Origin of the sequence: Actinoplanes sp. NPDC051470, assembly GCF_040682035.1 — a bacterium.
In the GTDB taxonomy this organism is placed as follows: domain Bacteria; phylum Actinomycetota; class Actinomycetes; order Mycobacteriales; family Micromonosporaceae; genus Actinoplanes.
The window spans coordinates 53292-67644 of record NZ_JBFBAA010000005.1 but is presented as its reverse complement, the minus strand read 5'-3'; the positions used below and the strand labels follow the sequence as shown (position 1 = coordinate 67644).

General features: G+C 71.2%; 15 protein-coding genes. 10 read left to right on the top strand and 5 right to left on the bottom strand.

Annotated features, from left to right (window positions below):
• Window positions 1-60: 60 nt before the first annotated feature.
• The 4 genes from AB0M54_RS11405 (at window position 61) to AB0M54_RS11390 (ending at window position 4180) form a co-directional block, all read left to right on the top strand.
• Entirely contained in the window at window positions 61-1536 is a 1476-nt protein-coding gene (locus AB0M54_RS11405) for an NCS2 family permease (RefSeq protein ID WP_364322545.1), read from the top strand.
• A gap of 117 nt (window positions 1537-1653) precedes the next feature.
• Window positions 1654-2100 (top strand): MarR family transcriptional regulator, encoded by a 447-nt coding sequence (locus AB0M54_RS11400; protein WP_364322670.1) that lies wholly within the window; start codon window positions 1654-1656, stop codon window positions 2098-2100.
• Between the two features lie 72 nt (window positions 2101-2172).
• Entirely contained in the window at window positions 2173-3504 is a 1332-nt protein-coding gene (locus AB0M54_RS11395; protein ID WP_364322547.1) for an MFS transporter, read from the top strand.
• Between the two features lie 160 nt (window positions 3505-3664).
• The gene (locus AB0M54_RS11390) at window positions 3665-4180 is read left to right on the top strand and encodes a hypothetical protein (protein WP_364322549.1); all 516 of its coding nucleotides are present in this window, start codon (window positions 3665-3667) and stop codon (window positions 4178-4180) included.
• Here the strand turns inward: AB0M54_RS11390 and AB0M54_RS11385 are convergent.
• The gene (locus tag AB0M54_RS11385) at window positions 4177-4524 is read right to left on the bottom strand and encodes a MerR family transcriptional regulator (RefSeq protein ID WP_364322551.1); all 348 of its coding nucleotides are present in this window, start codon (window positions 4522-4524) and stop codon (window positions 4177-4179) included. The genes AB0M54_RS11390 and AB0M54_RS11385 overlap by 4 nt on opposite strands.
• 56 nt (window positions 4525-4580) lie before the next feature.
• Between AB0M54_RS11385 and AB0M54_RS11380 the strand changes: the two genes are divergently transcribed.
• On the top strand, window positions 4581-5375 hold the full coding sequence (locus AB0M54_RS11380) for a hypothetical protein (protein WP_364322553.1): 795 nt from the start codon (window positions 4581-4583) through the stop codon (window positions 5373-5375).
• Here AB0M54_RS11380 and AB0M54_RS11375 read toward each other — a convergent pair.
• Window positions 5353-6540: an erythromycin esterase family protein gene (locus AB0M54_RS11375; RefSeq protein WP_364322555.1), complete on the bottom strand. Its 1188-nt coding sequence runs from the start codon at window positions 6538-6540 to the stop codon at window positions 5353-5355. The genes AB0M54_RS11380 and AB0M54_RS11375 overlap by 23 nt on opposite strands.
• 68 nt (window positions 6541-6608) lie before the next feature.
• Between AB0M54_RS11375 and thpR the strand changes: the two genes are divergently transcribed.
• Window positions 6609-7127 carry an RNA 2',3'-cyclic phosphodiesterase gene (gene thpR, locus AB0M54_RS11370; RefSeq protein WP_364470483.1) on the top strand — a complete coding sequence of 173 codons (519 nt, stop codon included), beginning with the start codon at window positions 6609-6611 and terminating at the stop codon, window positions 7125-7127.
• A 22-nt stretch (window positions 7128-7149) separates the two neighbouring features.
• Here thpR and sepH read toward each other — a convergent pair whose 3' ends face one another.
• From sepH to AB0M54_RS11355, 3 genes are all read right to left on the bottom strand, one after another.
• A complete protein-coding gene (sepH, locus tag AB0M54_RS11365; RefSeq protein WP_364322559.1) occupies window positions 7150-8253 on the bottom strand; it encodes a septation protein SepH in 1104 nt (367 codons plus the stop codon).
• A gap of 167 nt (window positions 8254-8420) precedes the next feature.
• On the bottom strand, window positions 8421-9542 hold the full coding sequence (serC, locus tag AB0M54_RS11360) for a phosphoserine transaminase (protein ID WP_364322561.1): 1122 nt from the start codon (window positions 9540-9542) through the stop codon (window positions 8421-8423).
• A 30-nt stretch (window positions 9543-9572) separates the two neighbouring features.
• Complete coding sequence (locus tag AB0M54_RS11355) at window positions 9573-10679, bottom strand: citrate synthase 2 (protein WP_364470481.1); 1107 nt, start codon at window positions 10677-10679, stop codon at window positions 9573-9575.
• Between the two features lie 185 nt (window positions 10680-10864).
• Between AB0M54_RS11355 and pdxH the strand changes: the two genes are divergently transcribed.
• The 4 genes from pdxH to AB0M54_RS11335 are packed head-to-tail and all read left to right on the top strand — an operon-like array spanning window position 10865 to window position 14339.
• Window positions 10865-11488, top strand: coding sequence for a pyridoxamine 5'-phosphate oxidase (pdxH, locus tag AB0M54_RS11350; RefSeq protein WP_364322672.1), 624 nt, complete (start codon window positions 10865-10867; stop codon window positions 11486-11488).
• Window positions 11485-12804 (top strand): MFS transporter, encoded by a 1320-nt coding sequence (locus AB0M54_RS11345; protein ID WP_364322565.1) that lies wholly within the window; start codon window positions 11485-11487, stop codon window positions 12802-12804. The genes pdxH and AB0M54_RS11345 overlap by 4 nt, the downstream gene beginning before the upstream one ends.
• A gap of 10 nt (window positions 12805-12814) precedes the next feature.
• Complete coding sequence (locus tag AB0M54_RS11340) at window positions 12815-13744, top strand: aldose 1-epimerase family protein (protein ID WP_364322567.1); 930 nt, start codon at window positions 12815-12817, stop codon at window positions 13742-13744.
• The gene (locus AB0M54_RS11335) at window positions 13734-14339 is read left to right on the top strand and encodes a nitroreductase family protein (RefSeq protein WP_364322569.1); all 606 of its coding nucleotides are present in this window, start codon (window positions 13734-13736) and stop codon (window positions 14337-14339) included. Before AB0M54_RS11340 ends, AB0M54_RS11335 begins: the two co-directional genes overlap by 11 nt.
• Window positions 14340-14353 lie beyond the last annotated feature (14 nt).

The following is a 14353-nucleotide window of genomic DNA, read 5'->3' as shown; positions in this document are numbered from 1 at the left end:
TGGCCGGTTCGTAACATCGGTGATCTTCCTCCGTCACAGACGTTCTGACACGATGCGCCCATGGCCACGAGCACGCCCGAATCAGAAGCGCCGGCATCGCGTACGCCGAAGAGCGGTTTTGATCGGTATTTCGACATCTCCGCGCGCGGATCCACGGTGGGCCGGGAGGTGCGCGGCGGGCTGGCGACGTTCTTCACGATGGCCTACATCGTCGTGCTGAACCCGCTGATCCTGGGCGGCGGTGTGGACGCGGACGGCAACTCGCTGGCGATTCCGGCGCTGGCCGCGGCGACCGCGCTGGTGGCCGGCGTGGTGACCATCCTGATGGGCGTGGTGGGCCGGTTCCCGCTCGCGTTGGCCGCCGGGCTGGGCGTGAACGCGCTGGTGGCGTTCGAGATCGCGCCCGAGATGACCTGGGCCGACGCGATGGGCCTGGTGGTCATCGAGGGCGTGCTGATCGCCATCCTGGTGCTCACCGGGCTGCGGACGATGGTCTTCAAGGCGGTGCCGACCCAGCTCAAGACCGCGATCGGGGTGGGCATCGGCCTGTTCCTGATGATCATCGGGCTGGTCGACGCCGGGTTCGTCCGCCGCATCCCGGACGCCGCCAACACCACGGTGCCGGTCGAGCTGGGCCTCGGCGGCAAGCTGACCACCTGGCCGCTGTTCGTCTTCGTGCTGGGTCTGCTGCTCACCATCGTGCTGTTCGTCCGGAAGGTGCGCGGCGCGATCCTGATCGGCATCCTCGGCACCACCGGGCTGGCCATCGTCGTCGAGGCGATCGCCCACGCCGGCCCGTCCTTCGTGGACGGCAAGCCGAACCCGGGTGGCTGGTCGCTGAACGTGCCGGCGCTGCCCGACAAGATCGTCGACCTGCCCGATCTGTCGCTGCTGGGCAACTTCAACGTCTTCGACTCGTGGAGCCGGGCCGGCTTCCTGGTCGTGATCATGTTCGTCTTCACGCTGCTGATCACCGACTTCTTCGACACGATGGGCACGATGGTCGCGGTCGGCCAGGAGGGCGGGCTGCTCGACGCCGAGGGCATGCCGCCGCGTACCCGCGAGATCCTGCTCGTCGACTCGGTGGCCGCGGCCGCCGGTGGCGCGGCCGGCGTGTCCAGCAACACCTCGTACATCGAGAGCGCCGCCGGTGTGGCCGAGGGCGCCCGCACCGGCGTCGCGAGCTTGGTCACCGGCGGCCTGTTCCTGCTGGCGATGTTCTTCGCGCCGCTGGTCTCGGTGGTGCCGTTCGAGGCCGCGTCGACGGCGCTGGTGCTGGTCGGCTTCCTGATGATCACCGCGGTGCGGCAGATCGACTGGACCGACTACGAGATCGCGATCCCGGCCTTCCTGGCCATCACGCTGATGCCGTTCACGTACTCGATCTCCAACGGGATCGGGGCCGGGATCATCTCGTACGTGGTGATCAAGCTCGCCGTGGGCAAGGCGCGGGAGGTGCATCCGCTGCTCTACGGCGTGGCCGCTATCTTCGTCCTGTACTTCCTCCGCGGCCCGCTGGAGAGCTTGGTGCTCTAGGTCATGTTCCACATTCGCTTTCGGGGCGGGACGACTGGGACTGAATGTGGAACATGTCCTAGGTCACCGCACAACGGATGTCGTTAGCCAAGCTCATTAGCTAGGCTAAACAACGTGATGGAGCGGTCGGTGACCACGGAGCGCGCTACAGCCGATGATCTGGCTGCGACACTGCGTGACGCGATCACCCGGCTCAACCGACGGGTCCGCCAGGCCCGCCCGGTCGGCGACCTCACGTTCAGTCAGCTGTCCGCGCTGACCAGCCTTCAGCTGGCCGGCGCGCTGACTCCTCGTGAGCTGGCCGACGTCGAGCGGGTCCAGCCGCCCACGATGACCAAGATCGTGGGCAAGCTGGAAGAACAAGGACTCGTTGTGCGTACGCCCCACCCCAGCGACGGACGCCAGGTGATCCTGGCGCCCACCGAACAGGGGCGTGCGGTGTACGCACAGTTCGAGCGAGCGCGCAACGAATGGCTGGCCCGGCACCTGGCCGACCTCAGTCCTTCCGACCGCGACACCCTCGCCCGCGCGGCTGAGATCATGCACCAGGTGGCCAAGGCCTGATCGTCGGGCCAGCCTCCGGTCGTTCCGTCACACGACGATGACGCGTACGACCGTTGAGGAGGCGCAACCCGAGTGCGGGCAGTGCTAGGCACGACATTCCGGTCCCTGCAGGTTCGCAACTACCGGCTCTTCGCCACCGGGCAGCTGATCAAGCTGCTGGGCACCTGGATGATGTTCACCGCCCAGGACTGGCTCGTGCTCGACCTGTCCGGCAACTCACCGAAGGCGCTCGGCCTGGTCACCGCCCTGCAGTTCACCCCGGTGCTGCTGCTCACCCTGTGGGGCGGCAAGCTGGCCGACCGGTACGACAAGCGCAAGCTGCTCGTGGCGGCCAACGCCGTGTTCGCGGTCACCGCGATCGTCTTCGCGATCCTGGTCGCCTCCGGCGTCGTGGAGCTGTGGCACGTCTTCCTCTTCGCCGGCCTGCTCGGCACGGCCAGCGCCATCGAGACCCCGGTCCGGCAGGCGTTCGTCTCCGAACTGGTCGAGATGCGGCTGCTGCCGAATGCCCTGGCCCTCTCCGCGGCCACCTTCAACACCGCCCGGATCGGCGGACCGGCGCTGGCCGGTGTGGCCCTGGCCCTGTTCGGCACCGGCCCGGTCTTCGTGATCGCCACCGTGCTCTGCATCGCCCCGACGTTCAGCTACGGCGCGATGCGGGTGACCGAACTGTTCTCGGCGGAACGCCCGGACAAGGGCGCCGACACCAGCATCAAGGACGGCCTGCGCTACGTGCGCCGGCGGCCCGACCTGGTGCTGCCGATCGTGCTGATGGCCGTGATCGGAATGATCGGCTTCAACTTCCCGGTCACCCTGGCCTCGCTGGCGAAGATCGACTTCAAGGCCGGTCCGTCCACGTTCGGGCTGCTCACCACCGCGCTGGCGCTCGGCTCGCTCTGCGGCGCGCTGGCCGGCAGCGGACGGCGGGCCCGGCCCGGGCCGTACCTGGTGGTCTGGGCGGCGATCGGCTTCGGCCTGTTCGAGATCGCGGTCGGGTTCGCGCCCAGCTTCATCGTGGCGATGATCCTGCTGGTGCCGACCGGGTTCTGCTCGATCTACCTGGCCCAGGCGGCCAACCACCGGGTGCAGATGGGCGTCGACTCGGCCTACCGGGGCCGGGTGATGGCCCTCTACGTGCTGGTCTTCCTCGGCACCACGCCGATCGGAGCGTCGCTGGCCGGCTGGTGGGGCGAGCACTACGGGGTGCCGTCGAGCATCTGGGGGGCCGGCGCGGTGTGCGCGGTCGCCGGGGTGGGCGCGCTGGTCTGGCAGTTGCGCTCCAGCGGGGACCGGCTGCGGTTCCGGGTACGCCCACGGCCGTCGCTCTCGCTGGTGCCGATGCCCACCGCCGCCACGGCCGTGCTGAAGCCCGAGCCGATTACCGAGGTCCGCCCCGCCGCCTGAGTCACGGCCCGAGCGGCGGTGAATGCGCTGGTCACCTGACGTTCATCGGGCTTTCACCGTCCTCTGTGGTTGTTCGCAGAGTGGGACGGAGAATGGGATGGCACGGCGGCTCGGCCGAACAGTCGAAGTGTCAGCGGCGGCGGGAACATAGCGTCGCTTGGTGATGACTCCGCACACCGTGGTGCTCATGGCAGCGCTGACCGCGTTGTTTGGTCTGACGTGTGCACTGTTCAAGATGATCCGCTCCGCCGAGGGCCAGGCCCTCCGCCGGGCCTGGGCGCAGCGTGCCCGATGGGACCGCGCCCGGCTGAACCGGCTCGAGCGAGGCTTCATGGCCCTCGCCGAGGCCGAGTGCGCCGGCCTGGACGCCGCCGGTGGCCCGTCCTGCCGATGTGGCCCGGTGTCGTCGTTCAACCCGCTGCCGGCCTTCGACCAGATGCTGGGCGAGCTGCGGCGCCTCGACCGCCAGCGGCTGGGCGGGGTGACGCAACAGTCCGAGCAGTGGGCGCAGGCGGTGGTCGGCGCCTACGACCGCTGGCTCCAGGTCGCCTGCACCTACCTGTCGGTCTCACACCACCTGTCCTGCCTGACCGACAGCCTGGACCGCGAGATCGAACGCGTCCGGGTCGAGGCCGAGCTGGTGGCGGCCGGCCTGCCGCCGATCCGGCCCAGCTAGACGTTCTCGTTCAAAAAGCTGGTCAGCGCGTCCCTGGTCCGCTCCAGGTGAATGACACGGGCGGCAACGTCGTCGCGGATGCCGGCGACGCGCTCGACCACGCCCTGGCAGACGGCCTGGTCGACCTTCCCGCCGGTGGTGCAGGGCAGCACCGTGCGGATCAGGTCGCTCGGGAACCCGAGGTCGAGCAGCGAGCGGATGGTCAGCACGGTGATCACCGACCCGTCGTCGTAGTCGCGGTAGCCGTTGGGCCGGCGTACCGCCGTGATCAGGCCCTGCTGTTCGTAATAGCGCAGGGAACGGGGGCTGACGCCGGTCTTCGCGCTCAGCTGGCTGATCATCATCGGCGGCCGTCCTCAACGCTTGACCTTGACACGATGTCAAAGTTTAGCGTCGTCCCATGATCGTTGACAGCGTCGAGGTGGCCGGCCGGAAGCGCACCTTCACCCTGGTGGGGGCGCCCGGAGCGGCCGACCTGATCCTGGTCTTCCACGGGTCCAAGCAGACCGGCGCCAAGCATCGGGCGTTCACCGGCGGGATCTACGACGCGCTCGCCGGCGACGGGACCGCGGTCGCCTACCTCGATGGCTACCGCGGCAACTGGAACGACGCCCGGCGGGAGAGCTCCTTCCCGGCCCGGCTCGCGAACATCGACGACGTCGGGTTCACCCGGGCCGTGATCGATCAGCTGGGAGCGAGCCGGGTCTTCGGGGTCGGCTACTCCAACGGCGGGCAGATGGTGATGCGGCTCCTCCACGAGACGCCCTCGCTGCTCTCCGGCGCCGCCGTCATCGGGGCGACCATGCCGGCGCCCGCGAACTTCCTCCTGCCGGGAACGGCGCCGGCGCCCGTGCCGATGCTGCTCATCCACGGCACCAAGGACCCGATCGTCGCGTACGAGGGCGGCGAGATGAGATGGCTGCTGCGCAAGTTCTTCCGGGTCGGCGGGCCGATGCGGTCGATGCCGGAGACGGCGCGCTACTTCGCGGAACGCAACGGCGTCGCCGGCGAACCGGTCACCACGACGCTGCCGGGGACGTCGGTGGAGCGCGCGGAATGGCCCTCGGTCGTGCTCTACACCCTGCACGGGGCCGGGCACACCGTCCCCGGCCCGGCCGACGCGCCCCGCATCCTCGGCCCGACGAACCACGACGTCAACGCCGCAGACCTGGTCAGGAGCGCGTTGCTGGGGTGATCTTGGGGAGGGCGGCGATCAGGTCGAAGGCGTGCGCCACGGGAACGTCCAGGTACCCATCCATCACGCGGAGACGCTGGGGGCCGAAGCCGGCCGCCCGGCGCAACGGGCGCAGGTCGGTCACCCGGTCGCCGTGCGGCAGCGTACGCAGATAGGCCTCGACGCTGCCCTCGGCCGGGTCGGGGAGGTCGACGCTGACCAGGTCGACGCCACCCGGCGAGTCGGGGTTGGCGCGGCGGCTCGGGGTGCTCCCGCCGTCGCAGGTCAGGGCCACGGCCACGTAGGCGTCACCCAGGGCGTCGGCCAGATGGACGCCGGCCACCGGCAGCTCGTACTGGTCGAGGCGCATCGGGACGCGCTGGAGGTGAGTGTTGGCGGCCAGCAGGACCATCCGCCCGCCCGCGCGGTCGAGCAGGCGCAGGGCGGTGTCGGCCATGGCGGCATCACGGACGTTCACCACGGTGGGGATGCCGGCCTCGGCGGCCTCGGTCTGCGTACGCAGCATCTGGTCGAGCCGCACGGCCAGCCGCAGCTCGTGCCGCGTGGTCTCGTACCGGTCGGCGCCGGTGCGGCGGACATAGAGCGGGCGCATCGCGTCGAAGCGGGCGCTCAGCCCGGCCAGCAGCAGGGTCAGGTGGTTGCGGTCGGCCGACTCCATGGCCCGGTACGCGGCGAAGGCGGCCATCGTGTGCGGTCCGGCGAACCGCTCGGCCAGCCGCCGGGCCTGACCGATCAGCGCCGACCCGTCCGGGTCCACGTCGAACAGGTAGCCGTCCAGGCTGTCCAGCGGCGGGAGCAGCGACGCCAGATCGGCGGGCAGATCGAGACCGGCGTACGTGACGCTGCCGCCGCCCTCGTTGACGTCGCGCATCCAGGTCAGGAAGTCGTGCATCTCGGGGTACTCGCCGAAGCGGTAGGTCATGCCCTCGGCGGCCACCTCGGCCACCGGCGCCTCGCCGCCATGGGTCCAGCGGTTGACGAGCAGGCCCTCACTGAACCCGGACTCGACCGTGACCAGCGTGAAGCCCAGGTCTTCGACCAGGAGCCGGGTCATCTCGTGGCGCACCACGGTGTATTCCCGGACATAGTGGGAAGACTCGCCAAGGCCGACGATCCGGGCGTCGCCCACCAGGTCGCGGAAGGACGTCAGGTCGAGCGAATGCAACGAACCCTCCTGAAGGGCCGACGTCCCGGGTGGAACGCCGCGAAGATTACCGGGTTAGGGTCACGCTCGTGCGACTGTTTGTTGCCCTGTTCCCGCCCGAAGATGTCCGCGACGAGTTGCGTCGGCACCTGCGCGACGCGATGACCAGGCCGGTCCGGCTGACCGCGGTCGAACGGTGGCACATCACGATGGCGTTCCTCGGCGAGAATCCCGACGAGGAACTGCCCGAGATCTCGCAGGCGGTCGGTGCGGCGGCGGCCGGCGGCGGGCCGATCCGGCTGCGGCTGGCGGGCGGCGGGAACTTCGGAACGGCGCTCTGGGCCGGGGTGGACGGCGACCTGCCGGCGTTCTTCCGGCTCCGCGCCCGGTTGCCGCTCGGCAACGGACCGTTCACGCCCCATCTGACCGTGTCCTACCGGGATCACGCCGAGGTGCGGGCGGCGCTGAACGCCTATGCGGGGCCACCCTGGACTGCCAGCGAGCTGGTGCTGGTACACAGCCGGCATGCCGAGGGGCTCGGCTACGACCGGGTCAGCGCCTGGCCGCTCCAGCCTGACCCGTGCGATGGGCGGGTCGCTCAGGCTTGACCCGCGCGCAGGGCGGGTTGCGCTAGCTTGACTCGCGGGCGGCCGGGCCGCCGCCGAAGAGGACGTCGTCCCAGCTTGGCAGGCGCTTGCGGGGCTTCTGCTCGCCGGACTCGTCGGTGGTGGCCGAGTTCTGCTGCTGACCGCCCTGGCCCACCGTGCGGCGAGGCCGCAGCACCGCCAGGGACGGCACGGCCGGCACCTCCTTGGGCAGGTCGGAGTCTTCGTCGAAGGCGGAACCGGCGCCGCTGCCGAGCAGCGCCGCGGCGCCACCGGCGACCGGGCGGCGGGGCGTGTCGGACGGGACCGCGTCGAGGCCGCGGCCGGTGGCCGGGTTGAGCGGGCGGTCGAGGGAGGCCAGCAGGGCGTCGCGGCCGGCGCGGATCGGGTCGCGTGAGGGGCGCGAGGGCTCGTTGCCCGACGAGGGCAGGCCGTGGCCGCCGCGGGCGGGCTCGACCGAGCGGGTCGGGCCGGGCAGGCCGTGGCCGCGGTCGGCACTGCGCTCGGGGGCCGGCTCTTGACCGAGGATCTGGGTCGGCCGCTCGGCGCACAGGTATTGCGCCATGTCGTCGTGGGGCGACACGACCTGGCGAGCCTTGTCGAGGTCCCACACCGCCTGGGCGGTGGCCTTGCCGGACGGCCAGGTGGCGATGATCCGCCAGGTGCCGTCGTCGCGGCGGTAGGCGTCCCAGGAGATCTTCTCGGCGTCGATGCCGTGCTGGGCCAGCCGGCTGTCGACGACCTCGGCCAGCGGGGCGCCCGTGTCGGAGGTCTTCAGCCGGGTGCGGCGGGCGTGCTGGGCGAGCATGGCCCGCTCCTGCAGCACCGGGCCGGCGTAGCGGAGCACCCGGTCGACCGGCACACCGGCGATGCGGGCGACGTCTTCGGCCGACTCACCGGACCGGATGCGGGACTGGATGTCGCGCGGGGACAGCACCGCCATCGAGTGTTCGGTTGTGGCCAGGGCGACGGCCGAACCGGCGCCCGAGGTCGGGTGGGGGTGTGGGCCCTCGACGATGGCACCGTTGATGCGGTCGTCGATCGGCAGGGCGAGGAGCCGGCCGACCTCGTCGGCGAGCACCAGCGCCTGGCCGTCCTCGGAGAGAGCGACGAAGCGTACCGGCCGCATGCGTTGCCTCCGTCTCGTCGCTCGCTGGCCTGCTGCCTCCCGAGACTCGGTCACCCGGGCGCATTTGAGGAACACGCTACGCGCCCCGGTCACCCGATGGGGGTAAGCCACGCCGGGCGAGTCGTTGAGCAGCAGAGATGATCTTCGTGGTAGTCCGTGGCGGAAATTCAGAGCCGTTCGACAACATAGTCGACGCACCTGGTGAGCGCCTCGACGTCGGCGGGGTCGACCGTGGGGTAGAGGGCCACCCGGAGCTGGTTGCGGCCGAGCTTGCGGTAGGGCTCGGTGTCCACGATGCCGTTCGCCCGCAGGACCTTGGCGATCGCCGCGGCGTCGACCCCGTCGGCGAAGTCGATGGTGGCGACGACGTTCGAGCGCACGGCCGGGTCGGTGACGAACGGCGTGGCGAACTCGGACCGGTCGGCCCAGCCGTAGATCGCCGCCGCGCTCTCCGCGCTGCGCTTGGCCGACCAGGCCAGACCGCCCTGCGCGTTCATCCACTCGGTCTGCTCGGCGGCCAGGAAGACGGTGGCCAGCGCGGGCGTGTTGTACGTCTGGTCGAGCCGGCTCTGCTCGATGGCCGTGACCAGGTCGAGGAACTGGGGGATGTAGCGCCCGGACGCCTTGATCTCGGCCGCCCGGTCGAGCGCGGCCGGCGACAGCAGCGCGATCCACAGCCCGCCGTCCGAGCCGAACGCCTTCTGCGGCGCGAAGTAGTACGCATCGGTCTGGGTGAGGTCGACGTCGAGGCCGCCCGCGCCCGAGGTGGCGTCGGTCAGCACCAGCGCGCCCGGGTCGGCCCCGGCCGGCCGCCGCACCGGCACGGCCACGCCGGTCGAGGTCTCGTTGTGGACGCTCGCGTACGTGTCCACCCCCGGCTCCGCCGCCAGGAACGCGGCCTGCCCGCCGGGCGCCTGCCGGACCGACGGCGCGGCCAGGAACGGCGCGTCCGCGACGGCCTTGCGGAACTTGCCGCCGAACTCGCCGAACTCGGCCAGCTGGGCCCGGTCGCGGATCAGCCCGAACGCCGCGGTTTCCCAGAACGCGCTGGTCCCGCCGTTGGAGAGGACCACCTCGTAGCCGGCCGGCGCGGTGAAGAACTCGGCGATCGACCGGCGCAGCCGGGCCACCTGGTCCTTGACCGTGCGCTGCCGGTGTGAGGTGCCCAGGTAGGTGCGCGAGACCGCGGCCAGCGCCTCGACCCCCTCGGGACGGACCTTGCTCGGCCCGGAGCCGAACCGTCCGTCGACCGGCCTGAGGTCGTCGGGAATGCGGATCGCGTCGGTCACCTGGGGATCCTTCCGGCGGGGGGATGGCCGCTATGCATTATGCGGGACCCGGTCCCACCCCTCCACGTCCTGCGGCTTGCGGGTGGCCGGTCCCACGTAGAGGGCCGAGGGGCGGACCAGGCGGCCGAGCTTCTTCTGCTCCATGATGTGCGCGCTCCAGCCGGCCACCCGGGCGCAGGTGAACATCGACGTGAACATGTGGGACGGCACCTCGGCGAAGTCGAGCACCACGGCCGACCAGAACTCCACGTTGGTCGCCAGCACCCGGTCGGGCTTGCGGGCCTTGAGCTCGGCCAGGGCGGCCCGCTCGAGCGCCTCGGCCACCTCGAAGCGCGGCGCGCCCAGTTCCTTGGCCGTGCGCCGGAGCACCCGGGCGCGTGGGTCCTCGGCGCGGTAGACCCGGTGGCCGAAGCCCATCAGCCGCTCGCCGCGGTCGAGCACACCCCGCACGTACCCCTCGGCGTCGCCGCTGCGTTCGACGCCCTCGATCATGTGCAGCACGCGGGACGGCGCGCCGCCGTGCAGCGGGCCGGAGAGCGCGCCGATGCCGGAGGAGATGCACGCGGCCACGTCGGCGCCGGTCGAGGCGACCACCCGCGCGGTGAACGTGGACGCGTTCATGCCGTGTTCGGCGGCCGAGATGAAGTAGGCGTCGACGGCCTTGACGTGACGCGGGTCGGGCTCGCCGCGCCAGCGCCGCATGAACCGCTCGACCACGGTCTGCGCCTTGTCGATGTCTTTCTGGGGCACGGCCGGAAGACCCAGCCCGCGCGCCGCCTGGGCCACGAACGACAGCGCGGTGACCGACACCCGGGCCAGGTCGGAGCGGGCCTGGTCGTCGGTGATGTCGAGGAGTTGGTTGAGCCCCCAGTACGGCGCCAGCATGGCCACCGCGGACTGCACGTCGACCCGGATGTCGCCGGAGTGCACCGGCACCGGGAACGGCTCGGCCGGCGGCAGCCCCGGACCGAACCGGCCGTCGACCAGCAGCGCCCAGACGTTGCCGAAGGACACCTGGCCGATCAGGTCTTCGATGTCGACGCCGCGGTAGCGCAGCGAGCCACCGGCCTTGTCGGGTTCCGCGATCTCGGTCTCGAAGGCGACCACACCCTCGAGGCCAGGCTTGAAGTCGGTCACGTCGCCTCCCGGAGCTTGGGACCCGTAAGTGATTCATCTTGCCCGCTGGGTAACCGGCGGGCGACCCGGCGCGAATGTGCTCTCCGCGACATCCATCCTGACGGACCTGACGGATCACGGGTGGCGACTTAGGTTCATAAGTGATTATCGAGAGGGGCCAGAGGGTGACCGCGGAACCGGCCGGGATGCGTCGTGACTACACCGAGCACGGCGAACTGCTCGAGGACGACCTCGCCGACGGCTGGCCGGCGCAGTTCGCGGCCTGGTTCGCCGAGGCCCGCGCGTGGGGTCTGCCCGAGCCGAACGCGATGATCGTCGCCACCGCCGACGCCGGGGCCCGGCCGAGCGCCCGGACGGTCCTGCTCAAGGGCTACGACGAGCGCGGCTTCGTGTTCTACACCAACTACGAGTCGCGCAAGGGCACCGAGGCGGCCGTCAACCCGTACGCCAGCCTGGTCTTTCCGTGGTTTCCGATGCAGCGGCAGGTGCTGGTCGCGGGCGCGGTCGAGCGGGTGAGCCGGTCCGAGACCGAGACCTATTTCGCGTCCCGGCCGCGCGGCTCGCAACTCGGCGCCTGGGCCAGCCCGCAGTCCCAGGTGCTCGATTCAAGGGCTCGGGTCGATGAGGGGTACGAGGAGGCGGCCGAGCGCTTCGCCGACAGCCCGGTGCCCCCGCCGCCGCACTGGGGTGGCCTGCGGGTCGTTCCGGACACCGTCGAGTTCTGGCAGGGCCGGACGAGCCGGCTGCACGACCGCTTGCGTTACCGGCGGGACGGCGCGACCTGGGTGATCGAACGGCTCGCACCGTGACTCAGGAGCCCGTCGAGGCCACCGAACGGGCGACCCGCAGCTGGGTGATCGACACGCGGCCGCTGCGCGGGCTGGCGTACCGCCGGATGTGGATCGGCAACGGCGCCAGCTTCTTCGGTTTCCAGTTCACCTCGGTCGCGGTGCCGGTCGAGATGTTCGACATCACCCGGTCGTCGGCCTGGGTCGGCCTGCTCGGGGTGGCCGGCCTGGTGCCGCTGCTGATCTTCGGGCTGTGGGGCGGCGCGGCGGCCGACGTGGTCGACCGCCGCAAGCTGCTGCTCGCCAGCTCGGCGCTGACCTGGCTGTCCACGCTGGGCTTCCTGCTCCAGGCGGTCATGCGGGTGCACAGCCCGGTCGTGCTGCTGGTGCTGATGGCGGTGCAGTCGGCCGGGTTCGCGATCAGCTCGCCGGCCCGGCAGGCGATCATCCCGCGGATCGTCCCGGTCCATCTGGTGCCGGCCGCGAACACGCTGGGCTACACGACGACCACGGCCGGCGGGGTGCTCGGGCCGCTGGCGGCGGGGCTGATCTTCGGGGCGTACTCGACCGACCGCGGCGTGGTCCTGGCCTACGCGGTGGACGCGCTGCTGTTCACGGTGACGTTCTGGGCCACCTGGCGGCTGCCACCGATCCCACCGGTCGAACACGTCGAGGGCGAGGAGAAGCCGAACGCCGGGCTGCGCGGCATCGCCACCGGGCTCCGGTTCCTGGCCACCCAGCCGGTGCTGCTGCTCTCCTTCGCGGTCGACATCGTGGCGATGGTGCTGGCCATGCCGCGGGCGCTGTTCCCGGAGATCGCCGAGGACCGGTTCGGCGGCGGGTCGGCGGTCGGCTGGCTGTTCGCCGCGATCGCGATCGGCTCGGTGATCGGCGGGCTCACCTCGGGCTGGATCAGCAAGGTCCGGCGGCAGGGGGTGGCGCTGGTCATCGCCGTGGTCGGCTGGGGCGTGGCGGTCGGCTTCGCCGGGTTCGCCCGGCAGCTCTGGCTGATGGTGCTGCTCCTCGCCGTGGGCGGCGCGGCCGATCTGGTCAGCGCGGTCTACCGGCAGTCGATCCTGCAGGTCTTCGCGCCCGACCGGCTGCGTGGGCGGTTGCAGGGGGTGTTCACGGTCGTGGTGGCCGGCGGGCCCCGGCTGGGCGACCTGAGGTCGGGCGCCACCGCCGATCTGACCGGTCCGACCGCGTCCTGGGCGGGTGGCGGATTCGCGGCCGCGGGCGTGGCGATCGCGCTGGCCCTGGCCTTCCCGGCGCTGCTGCGCTACCGGCCTCCGGCCGAGGACGAGGGACGCGACGATACCGGCCAGGCGACCCGCTAATGTCCAACCCATGACAAGCGTCGTACGGGCGAGATCGGGCACCCAGTGGACCATCGAGGCGGACGGTCACCAGGCCGTGCTCGCCGAGGTCGGTGGCGTGCTGCGGGTGTACCGCGCCGGTGACCGCGAGGTGCTCGACGGCTTCGGCCCGGACGAGATCTCGCCGGCCTCGGCCGGGCAGATCCTGGCCCCGTGGCCCAACCGGATCCGCGACGGGCACTACTCGTTCCAGGGGACCAGCCACCAGCTCGCGATCACCGAGCCGCCCCGCAACGTGGCGATCCACGGCCTGACCAACTGGTCGCGGTGGCATGTCGCCGAGCAGTCGGCCGGCGCCGTCACGCTGGAGTTCGACCTTCCGCCCCAGGTCGGTTACCCCTGGTCGCTGCTGCTGCGCACCCGCTGGAGCGTGAGCGCCGACGGCCTGCGGTGCGAGCAGGAGGTGCGGAACACCGGCGACGCGGACGCGCCGTGGGGCTACTCGGTGCACCCCTACCTGCAGCTGGCCGGCGTCGCGGTCGACGACATCCTGCTGCACGTGCCGGGCCACACCCGGGTGCTGGCCGACCAGCGGCTGCTGCCGATCGGCGCGGTCAAGGTGACCGGCAGCGAGTACGACTTCACCGAGCCCCGCCGGGTCGGCGACGTGGTGCTGGACACCACCTTCGGCGACATCGACCACGGTCCGGACGGTGGCTCGGCGGTGACCATCGCGGCGCCGGACGGTTCGGCCTCGGTCGAGGTCTGGGCCGACGAGAACTTCAAGTGGTGGCAGGTGTTCTCCGGGGACACCCTGACCGGCGAGCGGTTCCGCCGGTCGCTGGCGATCGAGCCGATGACCTGCCCGCCGGACGCGTTCCGCTCGGGCCGCGACCTGATCGTGCTCGCGCCGGGCCAGACCTGGTCGGCGACCTGGGGCATCCGGCCGCATGGAGTTTGACGAGGTCCTCCGCCGGCGCAGGATGGTCCGCAACTACGACCCGGACCGCCCGATCCCGGCCGGGGTACGCGACAAGCTGCTGGCGCACGCGCTCCGGGCGCCGTCGGCGGGCTTCTCCCAGGGCTGGGGTTTCCTGGTGCTGGAGGAGCCGGCCGACCGTGAACTCTACTGGTCGGTCACCCGGTGGGACGAAGATCTCCCGGACGACTGGCTGACCCGGATGAGCCGGGCGCCGCTGATCATCGTGCCGATGTCCAACAAGTCGGTCTATCTCGATCGGTACGCCCAGTCGGACAAGGGCTGGACCGATCGTGACGAGGCCCACTGGCCGGTGCCCTACTGGGACATCGACACCGGGTTCGCCGCGCTGCTGATCCACCTGAGCGCGGTCGACCAGGGTCTGGCCTCCTGTTTCATCGGTCTGCCGGCCGGATCGCACCCGGCGTTCCGGGAGGCGTTCGGCGTGCCGGCCGAGTTCACGCCGATCGGCGCGCTCACTGTCGGCTACCGCGCGGCCGACAAGAGGTCACCGTCACTACGCCGGGGTCACCGCCCGGTCGACGAAGTGGTGCATCATGGCCGGTGGACTGGGTAAGGCCGGAAAGGCAG